The 15,581-nt window shown below is 69.2% G+C and carries 14 protein-coding genes and 2 tRNA genes; 8 read left to right on the top strand and 8 right to left on the bottom strand.

Annotated features, from left to right (window positions below; translation table 11 throughout):
- Positions 1-22: 22 nt before the first annotated feature.
- The 5 genes from gyrA (at position 23) to QMG39_RS07400 (ending at position 3,764) form a co-directional block, all read left to right on the top strand.
- On the top strand, positions 23-2,638 hold the full coding sequence (gene gyrA, locus QMG39_RS07420) for a DNA gyrase subunit A (RefSeq protein WP_281883600.1): 2,616 nt from the start codon (positions 23-25) through the stop codon (positions 2,636-2,638).
- Positions 2,631-3,035: a DUF3566 domain-containing protein gene (locus QMG39_RS07415; RefSeq protein WP_281883598.1), complete on the top strand. Its 405-nt coding sequence runs from the start codon at positions 2,631-2,633 to the stop codon at positions 3,033-3,035. Before gyrA ends, QMG39_RS07415 begins: the two co-directional genes overlap by 8 nt.
- Positions 3,036-3,087: 52 nt before the next feature.
- Positions 3,088-3,161 (top strand) — tRNA-Ile (locus tag QMG39_RS07410).
- 44 nt (positions 3,162-3,205) lie between these two features.
- Positions 3,206-3,278, top strand: a tRNA-Ala gene (locus QMG39_RS07405).
- 36 nt (positions 3,279-3,314) lie between these two features.
- Complete coding sequence (locus QMG39_RS07400; RefSeq protein WP_281883596.1) at positions 3,315-3,764, top strand: NUDIX hydrolase; 450 nt, start codon at positions 3,315-3,317, stop codon at positions 3,762-3,764.
- 108 nt (positions 3,765-3,872) lie between these two features.
- Here QMG39_RS07400 and QMG39_RS07395 read toward each other — a convergent pair whose 3' ends face one another.
- Both QMG39_RS07395 and QMG39_RS07390 read right to left on the bottom strand, forming a co-directional pair.
- Entirely contained in the window at positions 3,873-4,112 is a 240-nt protein-coding gene (locus QMG39_RS07395; RefSeq protein WP_281883594.1) for a hypothetical protein, read from the bottom strand.
- A gap of 559 nt (positions 4,113-4,671) precedes the next feature.
- Entirely contained in the window at positions 4,672-5,196 is a 525-nt protein-coding gene (locus tag QMG39_RS07390) for a hypothetical protein (protein WP_281883592.1), read from the bottom strand.
- Between the two features lie 124 nt (positions 5,197-5,320).
- Between QMG39_RS07390 and QMG39_RS07385 the strand changes: the two genes are divergently transcribed.
- Together QMG39_RS07385 and QMG39_RS07380 are read left to right on the top strand one after the other, a co-directional pair.
- On the top strand, positions 5,321-5,860 hold the full coding sequence (locus QMG39_RS07385) for a peptidylprolyl isomerase (protein ID WP_281883590.1): 540 nt from the start codon (positions 5,321-5,323) through the stop codon (positions 5,858-5,860).
- A gap of 144 nt (positions 5,861-6,004) precedes the next feature.
- Positions 6,005-6,706, top strand: coding sequence for a rhomboid family intramembrane serine protease (locus QMG39_RS07380; RefSeq protein WP_281883588.1), 702 nt, complete (start codon positions 6,005-6,007; stop codon positions 6,704-6,706).
- A 276-nt stretch (positions 6,707-6,982) separates the two neighbouring features.
- Here QMG39_RS07380 and QMG39_RS07375 read toward each other — a convergent pair whose 3' ends face one another.
- Positions 6,983-7,222, bottom strand: coding sequence for a cell division protein CrgA (locus tag QMG39_RS07375; protein ID WP_281883586.1), 240 nt, complete (start codon positions 7,220-7,222; stop codon positions 6,983-6,985).
- Positions 7,223-7,282: 60 nt separating this feature from the next.
- On the opposite strand from QMG39_RS07375, the gene QMG39_RS07370 reads away from it, so the two are divergent.
- Positions 7,283-7,921 carry an anthranilate synthase component II gene (locus QMG39_RS07370; protein WP_281883584.1) on the top strand — a complete coding sequence of 213 codons (639 nt, stop codon included), beginning with the start codon at positions 7,283-7,285 and terminating at the stop codon, positions 7,919-7,921.
- A gap of 92 nt (positions 7,922-8,013) precedes the next feature.
- Here QMG39_RS07370 and pknB read toward each other — a convergent pair whose 3' ends face one another.
- The 5 genes from pknB to QMG39_RS07345 are packed head-to-tail and all read right to left on the bottom strand — an operon-like array spanning position 8,014 to position 15,580.
- A complete protein-coding gene (pknB, locus tag QMG39_RS07365; protein ID WP_281887201.1) occupies positions 8,014-9,774 on the bottom strand; it encodes a Stk1 family PASTA domain-containing Ser/Thr kinase in 1,761 nt (586 codons plus the stop codon).
- A gap of 32 nt (positions 9,775-9,806) precedes the next feature.
- Positions 9,807-11,501, bottom strand: a complete 1,695-nt coding sequence (locus QMG39_RS07360) for a protein kinase domain-containing protein (RefSeq protein ID WP_281883582.1) — start codon at positions 11,499-11,501, stop codon at positions 9,807-9,809.
- Positions 11,498-12,952, bottom strand: a complete 1,455-nt coding sequence (locus QMG39_RS07355) for a peptidoglycan D,D-transpeptidase FtsI family protein (RefSeq protein WP_281883580.1) — start codon at positions 12,950-12,952, stop codon at positions 11,498-11,500. Before QMG39_RS07355 ends, QMG39_RS07360 begins: the two co-directional genes overlap by 4 nt.
- The gene (locus QMG39_RS07350) at positions 12,949-14,358 is read right to left on the bottom strand and encodes an FtsW/RodA/SpoVE family cell cycle protein (protein WP_373878313.1); all 1,410 of its coding nucleotides are present in this window, start codon (positions 14,356-14,358) and stop codon (positions 12,949-12,951) included. The genes QMG39_RS07355 and QMG39_RS07350 overlap by 4 nt, the downstream gene beginning before the upstream one ends.
- Positions 14,351-15,580, bottom strand: a complete 1,230-nt coding sequence (locus QMG39_RS07345) for a PP2C family protein-serine/threonine phosphatase (protein ID WP_281883577.1) — start codon at positions 15,578-15,580, stop codon at positions 14,351-14,353. The genes QMG39_RS07350 and QMG39_RS07345 overlap by 8 nt, the downstream gene beginning before the upstream one ends.
- Position 15,581 lies beyond the last annotated feature (1 nt).

Below are 15,581 nucleotides of genomic sequence, written 5' to 3'. Positions count from 1 at the left end.
CGACGAGGACTGAACGGCACACATGGCAGACGTCACCACTCCCGAGGAGAACGCGGGGCACGACCCGCACGGCCGCATCGACCAGGTCGACCTGCAGCTCGAGATGCAGCGGTCGTACCTCGACTACGCGATGAGCGTGATCGTCGGGCGCGCGCTGCCCGACGTGCGCGACGGGCTGAAGCCCGTGCACCGCCGCGTGATCTACGCGATGTACGACGGCGGGTACCGTCCCGACAAGGCGTTCTCGAAGTGCTCGCGCGTGGTCGGCGACGTCATGGGCCAGTTCCACCCGCACGGCGACACCGCCATCTACGACGCGCTGGTCCGCCTCGTCCAGCCGTGGTCGCTGCGGTACCCGCTCGCGCTCGGCCAGGGCAACTTCGGCTCCCCGGGCAACGACGGCGCGGCCGCTCCGCGGTACACCGAGACCAAGATGCACCCGATCGCGCTCGAGATGGTGCGCGACATCGACGAGGACACCGTCGAGTTCCAGGACAACTACGACGGCCACACCCAGGAGCCGTCGATCCTGCCGAGCCGGTTCCCGAACCTGCTGGTCAACGGCTCTGTCGGCATCGCGGTCGGCATGGCCACGAACATCCCGCCGCACAACCTCCGCGAGGTCGCGTCGGGTGCCCAGTGGTACCTCGAGCACCCGGAGGCCTCGCGCGAGGAGCTCCAGGAGGCGCTGATCCAGCGCATCAAGGGCCCGGACTTCCCGACCGGCGCCCAGATCCTCGGCGTGAAGGGCATCCACGACGCGTACCGCACGGGTCGCGGGTCGATCACCATGCGTGCCGTCGTCTCGGTCGAGGAGCTGCAGGGACGCACCTGCCTCGTCGTCACCGAGCTGCCGTACCAGGTGAACCCCGACAACCTGGCGATCAAGATCGCCGACCTCGTCAAGGAGGGGAAGATCGGCGGCATCGCCGACATCCGCGACGAGACCTCGGGCCGCACCGGCCAGCGCCTCGTGATCGTGCTGAAGCGCGACGCGGTCGCGAAGGTCGTGCTGAACAACCTGTACAAGCACACCCAGCTGCAGGAGAACTTCGGCGCGAACATGCTCGCGATCGTCGACGGCGTGCCCCGCACGCTCTCGATCGACGGGTTCATCGCGCACTGGGTCGACCACCAGGTCGACGTGATCGTGCGTCGCACGAAGTTCCGTCTCGCCAAGGCCGAGGCCGACGCGCACATCCAGCGCGGCTACGTGAAGGCGCTCGACATGCTCGACGAGGTGATCGCGCTCATCCGCCGGTCGCCCGACGTCGACACCGCCCGCACGGGCCTCATGGAGCTGCTCGACGTCGACCAGCTCCAGGCCGACGCGATCCTCACGATGCAGCTGCGCCGCCTCGCGGCCCTCGAGCGCCAGAAGATCATCGACCGGCTCGAGGAGCTCGAGCGCGAGATCGCCGAGTACCGGGCGATCCTCGCCGACGAGTCCCGCCAGCGCGCGATCATCAGCGACGAGCTCGCCACGATCGTCGACAAGTTCGGCGACGAGCGGCGCACGCACATCATGCCCGGCTTCGACGGCGACATGAGCGTCGAGGACCTCATCCCCGAGGAGGAGATGGTGGTCACCGTCACCCGCGGCGGGTACGTCAAGCGCACGCGCAGCGACAACTACCGTTCGCAGCATCGCGGCGGCAAGGGCGTGAAGGGCGCGCAGTTGCGCGCCGACGACGTGGTCGAGCACTTCTTCGTCACCACCACGCACCACTGGCTGCTGTTCTTCACGAACAAGGGCCGGGTCTACCGCGCGAAGGCGTACGAGATCCTCGAGGCCGGTCGTGACGCCAAGGGCCAGCACGTGGCGAACCTGCTCGAGATGCAGCCCGACGAGCAGATCGCCGAGATCCTCGACATCCGCGACTACGAGGTGGCGAAGCACCTCGTGCTCGCGACGCGCGATGGCCTCGTGAAGAAGACCGAGCTCACCCAGTACGACACCAACCGCTCGCGCGGCATCATCGCGATCAACCTCCGCGAGGACGACGAGCTCGTCTCCGCCATGCTCGTGGACGAGGGCGACGAGCTCCTCCTGGTCTCCCGCAAGGGCATGTCGCTGCGCTTCGCGGCGACCGACCAGGCCCTCCGTCCGATGGGCCGCTCGACCTCCGGCGTCAAGGGCATCGCGTTCCGCGAGGGGGACGAGCTGCTCGAGGCATCCGTCGTGCCCCACTCGGAGGGGCTCGTCGTCGAGACGGTCGAGGGCGAGGGCACGGATGCCTCGCAGGGGCGTCGCTCACCCACCGACACCTACGTGTTCGTCGTCACCGAAGGCGGCTGGGCCAAGCGCACCGCGGTCGAGGAGTACCGGATCCAGGGCAGGAGCGGCCTCGGGATCAAGGTCGCCAAGCTGAACGGCGACCGCGGCGACCTCGTCGGCTCGCTCATCGTCTCCCAGGGCGACGAGGTGCTGGTGGTTCTTGCTAGCGGCAAGGTGGTACGCTCTGACGTCGCGGAGGTCCCGGCCAAGGGTCGGGACACGATGGGCGTCGTGTTCGCGAAGTTCGCGGACGACGACCGCATCATCGCCATCGCACGGAACACCGAGCGGAACCTCACCGAGCACGAGGGGGAGGGCGTCGAGGGTTCGCCGGGAAAGGGAGAAGCAGCAGATGAGTAGCGTCGCGGACAAGCTCGCGAAGAAGTCGTCGCGCCGGACGCCGGCCAAGCAGGTGCGCCTGCGGCTGGTGTACATCGACTTCTGGTCGGCACTGAAGCTGTCGTTCCTGGTCGCGGTGTGCATCGCGGTGATCAACATCGTCGCCACGTTCCTCGTGTGGACGGTGCTGAACTCGACCGACATCTTCACCATGGTGAACGACCTCGTGCAGGACATCGCCGGCACGGCGGGCGACCTGACGGCGTTCCTGTCGCTCGGGAACATCATGGGATTCGCCATCATCGTGTCGCTGCTGAACCTCGTCGTGACGACCGCGCTGGGCGCGATCGTCGCGGTGCTGTACAACCTCAGCGTGAAGGTGACGGGCGGCATCCTGGTCGGGTTCACGAACAACTGACTCGATTCGTGATTCCGACTCCGGTCGGGTAGTCTGTCACTCGGCCATTTTCGGGGCTATAGCTCAGGCGGTTAGAGCGCTTCGCTGATAACGAAGAGGTCCGAGGTTCAAGTCCTCGTAGCCCCACTCCACAATTGCACACCGGGTGCCGCGTCCACGCGGCACCGCAGGGGGCCTTAGCTCAGTTGGTAGAGCGCCTGCTTTGCAAGCAGGATGTCAGGAGTTCGATTCTCCTAGGCTCCACAGTCACTTCCCGCGGTCCGGGCTAGCCTGTTGATCGTGGACATCCGCATCGCGGCCTACGGGGTCATCATCCGCGAGGGCCAGATCCTGCTCGCGCACTGGAACGAGCACGGTCGCTCCGGCTGGACGCTGCCGGGCGGGGGCATCGAGGGCGAGGAGCATCCGCACGACGCTGCGCGCCGCGAGATCCTCGAGGAGACCGGCTATCACGCTCGTATCGATCGCCTGCTGGGCATCGATCGCATGATGATAGACGCCGCCCGCCGGCACAGCGACACCGCGGCGGACCTCTACGCCCTCCGCGTCGTCTACCGCGCAACGGTGACGGGCGGCACGCTCACGAACGAGGTCGACGGCTCGAGCGACGAGGCGCGCTGGTTCCCGCTCGACGAGGTGCCCGAGCTGCACCGGGTCAGCCTGGTCGACGTCGGCCTGCGACTCGATGCGGCCGAACCGCCCGAGGGGATGCTCCCTCCGGGGTCCTGAGACGTCACGACGTTCCTGAGACGCCACGACGGCCCTCCCGTCGGGGAGGGCCGTCGTGTCCGGATGGGACGTGGCGCCGGCGTTCGCGGTCTGCGATGCGCCCGGGCGTCACAGGAGCGGCCTCGAACTGATGGCCGCGGACTGCGCCCGCAGCTCGCGCTGCTCGCGTTCGCGTGCGTTCCGGAACGCCAGGCGGTGCGCGTCGCGGTCGATGCTGCGACGGTGCTCGCGACGCCGGCTCCAGGCCAGCAGCGCGATGCCGATGCTGCGCGCGATGCGCTCCGCGGCATCCTGCGGGCTGTGCAGGCTCCGTCGGGGCGGATGGGCGGTGAGGATCTGGGTGTTCATGATCGTTCCCTTGATCAGGTGGTGCGTGAGTGTGGTGCGAGTGCACTCCGTCGATGGTCGCCACCGCGTCGCCCGGCGGTCCGCAGCATGCGGACGGCCGGGTCGCCGGGCGTCGAGGGACGCCGAAGGCGGAGCATCCGGACCGGCGGGCGCGTCACCGGCGTCGAGACGACGTGTGGGTGGCGGGCTGCGGCGGAGCCGGAGCGATGCGTCGACGAAGGGGGAGGCCCGATGCGGGCCGGCGACGCGGGGCGGTGGTGCCTAGTGGGAGCGGACGACGAAGGAGGCCGTCATGTGCCCGGGACGCATCCCGAGGACGAGCTCACGTGCCCCAGTGCAATACGTTCGTTCGATGATCATGTTCGGTCACTCCTTCCTCTGCTCGAGAACCACTGACGGATTCACACGGTAGCGCTGCGCGCGACGGATGCGCAAGGGGGAATCGGGTGAACTCGGTGGGGACACCGAGAGTCGAGGCGTGCGCGCACGAGGACGGGCCCGACCCGCGCATGCGCGCGTATCGGGCCCGATGCACCGGCCGTGGCCGGCGCGTGGCGTCTCAGGCTTCCTTGTCGGGGCCCGGCGTCGGCTCGTCCTCGGCGACCCACAGCTCGTCGTCGGCGCGGAACGTCTGCCACACGGCGTAGGCGATCGCACCGGCGGCGACCACCGCGGCGCCGATGGCGATGTAGCCCCCGACGCCCGGGCCGCTCGGCTTCGGCTCCTCGTACTTCGGGTTCACCCGTGCCAGGGCGGCACGCACGCGCTTGTCCTTGGCGATGTCGCCGATCGACATCACCGTGCCGAGCGCGCTGCCGATCACCGGCACCATGGTGCGCTCGATCGACTTGCCCGTGTCGCTGGCGAACTTGCCGACCGCGCTCACCCGCGGCTCAAGGTAGGTCTCGTACCCCTGGCGCACACGCGGCGTGACCTCCTCACGGGTGAGGTGGCCGAGCTGCCGGCTGGCCTCGCGCGCGACTGAGTTCGCGCGATCGAGCACCGCCTGCTGCTCTCCCCACAGCTCCTCCGCGCTTCCGCGGAGCCGCTTGAGTTCCTTACGGCGCTTGCGTGACAGGCTCATCTCGACCCTCCATCGTCTGCTGCAGCGAACTCCTCCATCTTGCCACCAGAATGGCGCATATCAGGGAATGAGTGTCGAATCGGGCATACAGGTTGACAGATTGGCCTGTGCGAGAATCGTGGACATGCCACAACACACCGCAGTCGCGACGATCACGACCAATCACGGCCCCATCACGGTCGAGCTCTACGGCAACCACGCGCCCAAGACCGTCGCCAACTTCATCGGCCTCGCGACGGGCGAGCAGGAGTGGACGCACCCCGCGACGGGCCAGAAGACCACCGACCCGCTGTACGACGGCGTCGTGTTCCACCGCATCATCCCGGGCTTCATGATCCAGGGCGGCGATCCGCTCGGCCAGGGCATCGGCGGACCCGGCTACCAGTTCGACGACGAGATCCACCCGGAGCTCGACTTCACCGAGCCGTACGTGCTCGCGATGGCCAACGCCGGCAAGCAGATGGGGCGCGGCACCAACGGGTCGCAGTTCTTCATCACGGTCGGCCCGACCACCTGGCTGCAGGGCAAGCACACGATCTTCGGCAAGGTGACGGATGCCGCGAGCCAGGCCGTCGTCGACAAGCTGGCCGCCGTGCCCACCGATGGTCGCGACCGCCCGCTCGAGGACGTCGTGATCGAGACGATCTCCGTCGAAGCGGTCTGATCGACGGTGACGGATGCCGACACGGGGAGCCGGTGCTACCGGCACCCCGATCGCGTGAGCTATGTGCTCTGCCAGCGCTGCGGTCGCACGATCTGCGGTGAGTGCCAGACTCCCGCCGCCGTCGGCGTCGTCTGCCCGGAGTGCATGCGTGAGCAGCGCCAGCAGGCGCCGAAGGTGCGTTCGCGCGTCCTGACGCGCCCGAGCTCGGGCGCCCCGGTGGTGACGTATACCCTCATCGGCATCACGGTGGCGGTGTTCGTGCTGCAGCTCATCCCCGGCCTCGGCATCACCAACCGCCTGTACTTCACCCCGCTCGCGATGAGCGAGATCGCGTTCGAGCCCTGGCGCATGCTCACGACCATGTTCGTGCACTCGACGAGCCTGATCTTCCACGTGCTGCTGAACATGTACACGCTGTGGATCTTCGGGCAGCTGCTCGAGGGGCTGCTGGGCCGAGGGCGCTTCCTCGCGCTCTACTTCATCTCGGGCTTCGCGGGATCGGTGGGCGTGATCTGGCTGTCGAACCCGAACACGGCCGTCGTCGGGGCATCCGGTGCCATCTTCGGGTTGATGGGCGCGTTCCTCGTGATCCAGCGCAGGCTGGGCGGCCAGGCGACGCAGCTGCTGATCCTCGTCGGCATCAACCTCGTGATCGGGTTCGTGCCCGGGTTCAACATCGCGTGGCAGGCGCACCTCGGCGGCCTGGTCGCGGGCGCGCTCGTCGGGCTGATCTTCGTGGAGACCCGCTCGCGCTCGCAGCGCGGCCTGCAGATCGGGTTGCTCGTCGCGCTGTCGGCCGTGCTCGTGGTGCTCAGCGCGCGGTACTTCGTGTTCCCGCTGATCTGATCCGGCCCGACGGCTGGGGGACTGCCCCGCCCGCGGCATCCGCTCGCATTCGGTGCTGTCCCCGATGCGCGGTCGCGCCGCGCTGTCCACCGACCGCACGGTTATCCACAGGGTTCTCCACAACTGGGGAGAGTTACAGCTGTGTAATTGTCACCTTTAAGGGGGACCGGGTTCGCTCCGCGTGTCGCGGGACTGGGAGTCCGTGATCGGCACGAATCGAGCGGGGCGGATGCTCGTCGCATCCGCCCCGCTCGTGAAGTGGTGGGTGTGACGCCGTCAGCGCCAGCGCGTGGTCATCAGGAAGCCGATGAAGGCGATGCCGAAGCCGACCAGGATGTTCCACGAGCCGAGATCGGCCACCGGGAACTGCCCCTGGCTGACGTAGAAGACGATGATCCAGGCGAGCCCGATGAGCATGAAGCCGAACATGACCGGCTTGAACCACACCGGGTTCGGGGTCTCATCGGAATTGGTCTGCTCGACGCGCTCGGGCTTCGAGGAGTTCGCACGTGCCATGCGGGCAATTCTACCGTGCGCGCGCGCCCACCCGGAATCGTGTGGGGGTAGGATCGTCCGGTGACGCGCGTGCTGGTGATCGACAACTACGACAGCTTCGTCTACACGCTCAACGGGTACCTCCAGGAGCTCGGGGCGGAGACGGTCGTGGTGCGCAACGACGACATCCCCGAGTCGGAGCTCGCGTCGCGCATGGCCGAGTTCGACGCCGTGCTGGTCTCGCCCGGTCCCGGCAAGCCCGGTGACGCCGGCGTCTCGATCCCGGCGGTCGAGGCCGCGCTGGAGTCCGGGCAGCCGCTGCTCGGGGTCTGCCTCGGCCACCAGGCGATCGCCGAGGCGTTCGGCGGCGTGGTCACGAATGCCGAGGAGCTCATGCACGGCAAGACGTCGTCGATCGTGCATGACGACAGCCCGTTCTACGACGGGGTGCCGCAGCCGTTCACCGCGACGCGGTACCACTCGCTCGCGGTCGTCGACGGCACCACCCCGCCGGAGCTCATCGTGACCTCGCGCACCCAGGGCGGAGTGATCATGGGACTGCGTCACGAGGTCGCACCGATCTTCGGCGTGCAGTTCCATCCGGAGTCGGTGCTCACGCAGGGCGGCTACCGCATGCTCGGCAACTGGCTCGAGTCGGCCGGCCTCGCGGGCGCGGCCGACCGTGCGGTGGGCATGAGCCCGCACATGAAGTCGGTCTGAGGCTCACCGCGCGCGGGCTCAGGCCCGCGCGGCGCCGGGAGGTCGTGGCGACGGCCTCTGTTCCCGTACCCGATCGGCGGTCGCCGCGCGGGTCAGCCGTCGCTGCCGTTCCCGCCTCCGCCGTTGCCGCCGCCGGTTCCGGCGCCCTCGTTCGAGGCGCCCGCGCAGTAGCGCAGCGTGACGTCCGACTTCTGGGGCACGTCGCCGGGCGCCAGGGACTGCTGCACGACGGGATCGTTCGGCTCTGCCGGGCACGAGCTGTCGGGCTGCGGGATGGGGTTCAGCTGGAGGGTGGTGCCGCGCAGCAGCGAGCTCGCCGTGGCCAGCGGCTGGCCGGTGAGGTCGGGCAGCGTGACGAGCCCGCTCGACACCCGGAAGTTCACGGTGGCCCCCACCGTCACCGAGGTGCCGCCCGCGGGGTCGGTCGCCAGCACGATGTCGGCGGCGACGGTCGGAGAGTTCTCCCTGGTCTCGCTGCCTGCGACGAGGCCGCGGCTCTCGAGCGACTCCTTCGCCTGGTCGAGGGTCTGGTTGCGCAGATCGGGGACGTCGACGACCTCGCGGCCGGACGAGACGTACACGCGCACCACGACCTGGCCCGGCTCGACGATGGTGCCGGCCTCGGGATCGGAGCGCACGACCTGCCCCTCGGGGATGGTCTCGCTCGTCTCGCTGAGCTGGGTCGCCTGCAGGTCGAGATCCTGCAGCACGCCCGTCGCCTCGTCGTACGACATGCCCTGCAGGACGGGGATCTCACGGGCGCTCGACGGCAGGTCGTCGGTGGGCGTCAGGTTGAACGCCCAGTACATGACCGCGAGCACCGTGACCACGACGGCGACGACGCCGGCCCAGATCCAGAGCGCCGGTGGGCGCCGCTGGGTGCGGTCCATCGTCTCGTCCTCGGTGAGCTGGCGCAGCGCGAGCTCGGAGCTCGACAGCGACGTCGACGGCGCACCGAAGAGGAGCTCGGTCTCGTCGGGCTGGCGATGCACGGGCACGCGGCCGGATGCCGCCACCTCGACGTCCGAGCGGAAGTCGGCCGCGGTCTGGTAGCGCTGGGTGCGGTCCTTTCCGAGCGCGTGCAGCACGACCGTGTCGAACGCGGGGGAGACGCGCGGGTTGATCACGCTCGGCTTGACCGGTCGCTCGCTCACGTGCTGGTACGCGACCGCGACCGGCGTCTCGCCGCGGAACGGCGGACGCCCGGTCAGCATCTCGAACAGCACGACGCCGGTCGAGTACAGGTCGGTGCGGGCGTCGACGGTCTCGCCCTTCGCCTGCTCCGGGGAGAAGTAGGAGGCCGTGCCGAGGATGGCCGTGGTCTGCGCGACCGTCGTCGACGAGTCGGAGATGGCGCGCGCGATGCCGAAGTCCATCACCTTCACCTGGCCGGCGGAGGTGATCATGATGTTGCCGGGCTTGATGTCGCGGTGCACGACGCCCGCGCGGTGCGAGTACTCCAGCGCGGTGAGCACGCCGTCGGTGATGCGCGCGGCTTCCGTCGGGTCGAGCGGGCCCTCGCGGATGATGTCGCGGAGGAGCCGGCCCTCGACCCGCTCCATGACGATGAACGGCAGCTGGACCTCGTGCCCCGAGCCGTCGAGGACGGTCTCCTCGCCGGCGTCGAAGACGCGGACGATGGTCGGGTGCGCCATGCGGGCGGCCGACTGCGCCTCCTGCCGGAACCGCGTCCGGAACGCCGGGTCGGTCGCGAGCGACGACTTCAGCAGCTTGATGGCGACGCTGCGGCCCAGGCGGGTGTCGGTACCGGCATGCACGTCGGACATGCCCCCGCGCCCGATGAGTTCGCCGACACGGTAGCGACCTGCCAGCAGGCGGTCGTTATCGGTCACGTGCACGCGTCTCTCTCCTCAGCGAACCGGTGTCAGGGGGCGGCAGGGGACGTCAGGGTCGTCACGGTCACCTGCGCCGGGGGCGAGTACGGCGAGTCCAGCGGACCGCAGAAGTAGCGGTACGTGACCTCGAAGTTGCCGGTGCCCGCGACGACGGTGGCGGAGGTCGTGCTCGCGCCCACGACGGCGTTGTTCGGGATCGTCGCGTCACCCGTGACCGCGACCTCGTACCCCGTGAGGGTCTGGCCGGCCGGGCAGTTCTGGCCGGGCCAGCTCACGACGACGTCGGTGTTCGGCAGCGTCGACGAGGGCGTCACGGTCGGCGCGGACGACGGCGCCGACGGCGCGACCGGGTCCGCGTAGTAGGTGATCGTGATCTGCGTGCCCTGCTCGACCGGACCGGTCGGGTTGACCGCGTACACGGTGCCCGCGTCGGCGGGGTCGGTCGCGGCATTGCCCTCGACGGCGTTGACCGACATGCCGAGCGCCTCGAGCCCGGCGCGGGCGTCGTTCACCGAGAGACCGAGGTAGTCGTTCTGGTCGATCTGCACCGTGGTGTCGGTCGGCGTCGGCGTCGGCGTCTCCGAAGTGGGTGGAGGCGAGCTCGACGGGGCGCTGGACGACGTCGTCGGCGGTGCCTGCGCGGTGCCGTTGTTCAGTGCGAGGGCGATGATGGTGCCGATGAGCACGATCGCGAGGATCGCGATCAGCACGATCAGCGGCCAGGTCCAGGGGCTGCGCTTCTTCTCCTCCTCGGGAGCCTCCTCGCCGTCGGCGGCGGTGGCACCGGAGGCCATGAGCACGGTCGTCGCCGCGGTGTCGCCGCTGCGCGGCATCATCATGGTCGCGGCGGCAGCGGCGCCGGCGGCGCCGAGGATGGCGGGCACCGATGCGGCGGCCCCCTGCACGTCGCCGCGCCGGAGCGCCGAGGCGGCCCGGGAGAGGTGGGCTGCCGACTGCGGTCGGTCGGCGGGGTTCTTGGCGATGCACGCGTAGACCAGGTTGCGCACCGGCTCGGAGACCGTCGAGGGGAGGTCCGGCGGGGTCTCGTTGATCTGGGCCATCGCGATCGCGACCTGCGACTCGCCCGTGAAGGGGCGGCGGCCGGCGAGTGCCTCGTACGCGACGATGCCGAGCGAGTAGATGTCGGTCGTGGGCGACGCGGGGTGGCCCGACGCCTGCTCGGGCGACAGGTACTGCACCGTGCCCATCACCTGGCCGGTCGCGGTGAGCGGCACCTGGTCGGCGATGCGGGCGATGCCGAAGTCGGTGATCTTGACCCGTCCGTCGGGCGTGATCAGCAGGTTGCCGGGCTTGATGTCGCGGTGCACGAGGCCCGCGGCGTGCGCGGCGTGCAGTGCCGACGCGGTCTGGGCGACGATGTCGAGCGTCTTGTCGGTGGAGAGGACGTGCTCGCGCTCGAGGATGGTGGAGAGCGCCTCGCCGGGCACGAGCTCCATGACCAGGAACGCGCTGCCCTCCTCCTCGCCGTAGTCGAAGACGTTCGCGATGCCCTCGTGGTTCACGAGTGCGGCGTGGCGGGCCTCCGCACGGAAGCGCTCGAGGAAGCCGGGGTCGCCGAGGTACTCGTCCTTGAGGATCTTGATCGCGACCTGGCGGCCGATCACGAGGTCCGTCGCCTGCCAGACCTCGCCCATGCCGCCGATGGCGATCCTGGACTGAAGTTCGTAGCGCCCACCAAAGGTGAGCCCAGCGCTCGGTCTCATTCGTTCAGCACCGCCTCTAGTACCTGCTTCGCGATGGGTGCGGCAACCAGGTTGCCGTACCCGCTCTGTCCCAATCCCCCTCCGTCTTCTACCAGCACCGTGATCGCATACTGAGGGTTGTCAGCAGGGGCGAATCCGGTGAACCAGAGGGTGTACGGGTCGTCCGTGCCGTTCTGGGCTGTGCCCGTCTTCCCCGCCACGCTGACGCCGTCTATTCTTGCATTACTCGCGGCACCGCCCTCGACGCCGGAGATCATGATGTCAGTAAGTTCCCGCGCGGTCTGCTGGCTGATGGCGCGACCGAACTCCTGACGCTCGAATCCCTCGAGGGTGCTGAGGTCCGGGGCGGTCACGGCGTCGACGACCTGGGGGCTCATCACGATGCCCCCGTTCGCGATGCCCGCCGAGACCATGGCCATCTGCAGCGGCGTCGCCCGCACCTCGTACTGGCCGAACGCGCTGAGCGCGGTCTGCGCGTCGTCCAGTCCGCGGGGGTAGACGCTCGCCTCCGACTCCATCGGGATCGCGTGCGTGACGTTGAACCCGTACTTCTCCGCCTGCTCGCGGATGGCGGTGTCGCCCAGCTCGATGCCCAGCTCCGCGAACGGGATGTTGCACGACAGGCGGATCGCGTCGGCGATCGTGACCTCCTCGCCGCCGCCGCAGCGCCCGCCGCCGGCGTTGGTCACGACGGCGGTCGAGCCCGGCAGCGTGAACGACGACGGGTTCGGCAGCGTGCTCTCGGGGGTGTACTCGCCGGACTCGAACGCGGCCGAGGCCACGACGAGCTTGAAGACCGATCCGGGCGGGTTCATGTCGCCGCCGATCGCGCGGTTGAACAGCGGATCCTGCGGGTCGGCGAGCAGCGCCTCGTAGGTCTGCTGCACCTCGGCGCCGTTGTGCACGACCATCGCGTTCGGATCGAAGGACGGCTTCGAGACCATCGCGATGATCTTGCCCGTCGACGGCTCGGTCACGATGACCGCACCCTGCAGGTCCCCGAGCGCATCCCAGGCCGCCTGCTGGGCGACCGGGTCGATCGTGACGTCGACGGATGCCCCCTGCGGATCCTGGCCCGTGATGAGGCGGTTCACCGAGTCGAAGAACTGCGAGCTCGACTGCCCGCTCAGGAACTCGTTCATCGCCCGCTCGATGCCGGTGGCCTCGCCGTTGACGGGGATGAACCCGGTCACCGGGGCGTAGAGCGCGCCGTCCGTGTAGACGCGCTGGAACTTGTAGTTGTCGCCCGACGGCTCGGAGTACGCGATCGGCGCCCCGTCGACGAGTATCGGACCGCGCTCGACCGAGTACGACTCGTAGAGGGTGCGCGAGTTGCGCGGGTCTGCGTTCAGCGAATCGGCCGCGATGTACTGGATCACGGTCGTCGAGACCAGCAGGGTGGCGATCATGAGCAGGGTCAGGATCGAGACGCGCTTGAGCTCGCGGTTCATCCGTCGATCACCAGCCTCGGGTGGTTGCGGACGGTGTCGGAGAGCCGCAGCAGCAGCGCGATGATGATCCAGTTCGCCACGAGGGACGAACCACCCGCGGCGAGGAACGGCGTGGTGAGGCCGGTGAGCGGGATGACGCGGGTGACGCCGCCGACCACGATGAAGACCTGGAGCGCGACCACGAACGACAGGCCCACGCCGAGCAGCTTGCCGAAGTCGTCCTGGCCGGCGAACCCGATGCGGAACCCGCGGGCCACGAGCAGCGCGTAGAGCATGAAGATGGCGAACAGGCCGGCGAGGCCGAGCTCCTCGCCGAGGCTCGCGATGATGTAGTCGCTCTGCGGGACGGGCGTGATGTCGGGACGACCCTGGCCGAGCCCGGTGCCGATGAGACCGCCGTTGGCGAGGCCGAACAGCCCCTGCACGAGCTGGAAGCTGCCGCCGACCGAGTCGTAGATCTCCTGGTCGAAGGCGTTGAGCCAGTTGTCGAAGCGCGAGTTGACGTACTCGAGCGTCTGGCTGGCCACGATGGCACCGGCGAAGAACAGCCCGAGGCCGAGCAGCACCCACGACAGCCGGCTGGTCGCCACGTAGAGCATGACGAGGAACAGCCCGAAGTAGAGGAGCGCGGTACCGAGGTCGCGCTGGAACACGATGACCGACATCGACAGCGCCCAGACCACGAGCAGCGGGCCGAGGTCGCGCGCGCGGGGGAACCGCATGCCGAGGAACTTCCGGCCCACCATCGACAGGCTGTCGCGATTGCGCACGAGGTACCCGGCGAAGAACACCGCGAGCGCGATCTTCGCGATCTCACCGGGCTGGAAGGTGGCGATGTCGCCGATGCCGATCCAGACCCGGGCGCCGTTGATCTCGCGGCCCAGACCGGGCACGAGGGGCAGCAGCAGGAGCAGCACCGCGACGAGGCCCGACAGGTAGGTGTACTTGAAGAGCACCCGGTGGTTGCGCACGATCAGGATGACGGCGATGGCCGCGACGATGGCGATGGCCGACCAGACGATCTGGCGCACCGCTGCGCTCTCCCAGCCCGCGTCGCCGAAGGCGATGTCGATGCGGTAGATCTCGGCGATGCCGATGCCGTTGAGGACGGTCGCGATCGGCAGCAGGAACGGATCGGCGTCCCGGGCGACGAACCGCATCGCCACGTGCAGGCCGAACACGAGCACCGACAGGCCGATGCCGAGGAGCACCAGCTGGGTGTCGATGCTGCCCAGCGCGCCGAGCTGCACGAGCACGATCGCGCCCGCGTTGATGCCGCACGCGATCAGCAGCAGCGCGAGCTCGATGTTGCGCAGCTTCTGCGGGAGGTGGATGCGGCGCACGCTCGACGTCGGCGGGCCGCCTCCCGGCGGGACCGCCGCAGTGGTGCCTGCCCGGTTAGTCAAGGGACTCCTCCAGCCGGTCGACGACGGCCTCGGCGTCCTGCAGGGACCCGGTGCTGATGGTCTGCTCGACGCGCTGCTGGTCGTAGGTGCGCAGCTCGGCGACGTCGATGTCGGACTCCCGGTACAGCTCGCTCATCTCGATCGGTCCGAGGTTCTGCTGGATGCCCTGGTAGATCGCGACCCGGCCGTTCGACTCCCCGACGAAGTACCGGGTCTGGGTCCACTGGTAGGCGAGCGCGGCGAGCCCGGCGACCGCCGCGACGATGAGCAGCACCCCGACCGTCCAGGTGACGATGCGGCGGCGGCGGCGACGCGCGTCCTCCTCGATGATCTCGTCGTAGTACTCCGCGGAGTCTGGCTCGAAGTGGGTCTCCTGCACCGGGTGGACGCGGAACGGCGTGAGCAGGAGGGAGCGCTGGCGCACCGGCTCCGGCGTGCCGAACGCCGGGGGCGCCGCGGCCGAGCCGACGATCTGCGGCGGGGTCGACGGAGCGGCCGGCTCGCCGATGTCGAGCACCACGACGGTGACGTTGTCGGGCGCGCCGCCGTCGAGCGAGGCCTTCACCAGGCGGTCCGCAACCGGCTTCGCGCCGGCCTCGGAGAGCAGCGCCTTCCGGATCTCCTCGAACGACACCACACCCGACAGGCCGTCGGAGCAGATCAGCCAGCGGTCGCCGGACTGCGTGTCGAGGGTGAGCGTATCGATCTCCGGAGACGACTCGACGTCGCCGAGCACGCGCATCAGCACGGAGCGGCGGGGATGGACCATCGCCTCCTCCTCCGTGATGCGGCCGGCGTCGACGAGGCGCTGCACGAAGGTGTGGTCCGTGGAGATCTGGCTGAGCTCGCCGCCGCGCAGCAGGTAGATGCGCGAGTCCCCGATGTGCGAGATGGCGACCTGGTCGCCGTGGAGCAGGATCGCGCTCACCGTCGTGCCCATGCCGGTGAGCTCGCTGTGCTCGGCGACGGTCTCGGCGAGACGCTGGTTGGCGCCGATCAGGCTGTCGTGCAGTGCCGCGGACGCGTCCTGCACCGACGGGTAGAGCTGGTCTGCGTCGCGGATGTACCGGGTGGCGATGGCGCTCGCGACGTCGCCGCCCGCGTGCCCGCCCATGCCGTCGGCCACGACGAACAGGTGCCGCCCGGCGTAGCCGGAGTCCTGGTTGTTCGAACGGATCCTGCCGACATGCGAGACCGCGGCGCTTCCCTTGACCGTCGCCATG

Origin of the sequence: Agromyces rhizosphaerae, assembly GCF_027925245.1 — a bacterium.
GTDB classification, from domain to species: domain Bacteria; phylum Actinomycetota; class Actinomycetes; order Actinomycetales; family Microbacteriaceae; genus Agromyces; species Agromyces rhizosphaerae.
This window is presented reverse-complemented; position numbering and strand designations above follow the sequence as displayed.

What these genes read in the sequence shown, in the direction of transcription:
- gyrA (WP_281883600.1), top strand. Translation starts at nt 23, where the DNA reads ATGGCAGACGTCACCACTCCCGAGGAGAACGCGGGGCACGACCCGCAC.
- QMG39_RS07415 (WP_281883598.1), top strand. Translation starts at nt 2,631, where the DNA reads ATGAGTAGCGTCGCGGACAAGCTCGCGAAGAAGTCGTCGCGCCGGACG.
- QMG39_RS07395 (WP_281883594.1), bottom strand. Translation starts at nt 4,112, where the DNA reads ATGAACACCCAGATCCTCACCGCCCATCCGCCCCGACGGAGCCTGCAC.
- QMG39_RS07390 (WP_281883592.1), bottom strand. Translation starts at nt 5,196, where the DNA reads ATGAGCCTGTCACGCAAGCGCCGTAAGGAACTCAAGCGGCTCCGCGGA.
- QMG39_RS07385 (WP_281883590.1), top strand. Translation starts at nt 5,321, where the DNA reads ATGCCACAACACACCGCAGTCGCGACGATCACGACCAATCACGGCCCC.
- QMG39_RS07380 (WP_281883588.1), top strand. Translation starts at nt 6,005, where the DNA reads ATGCGTGAGCAGCGCCAGCAGGCGCCGAAGGTGCGTTCGCGCGTCCTG.
- QMG39_RS07375 (WP_281883586.1), bottom strand. Translation starts at nt 7,222, where the DNA reads ATGGCACGTGCGAACTCCTCGAAGCCCGAGCGCGTCGAGCAGACCAAT.
- QMG39_RS07360 (WP_281883582.1), bottom strand. Translation starts at nt 11,501, where the DNA reads ATGAGACCGAGCGCTGGGCTCACCTTTGGTGGGCGCTACGAACTTCAG.
- QMG39_RS07355 (WP_281883580.1), bottom strand. Translation starts at nt 12,952, where the DNA reads ATGAACCGCGAGCTCAAGCGCGTCTCGATCCTGACCCTGCTCATGATC.
- QMG39_RS07345 (WP_281883577.1), bottom strand. Translation starts at nt 15,580, where the DNA reads ATGGCGACGGTCAAGGGAAGCGCCGCGGTCTCGCATGTCGGCAGGATC.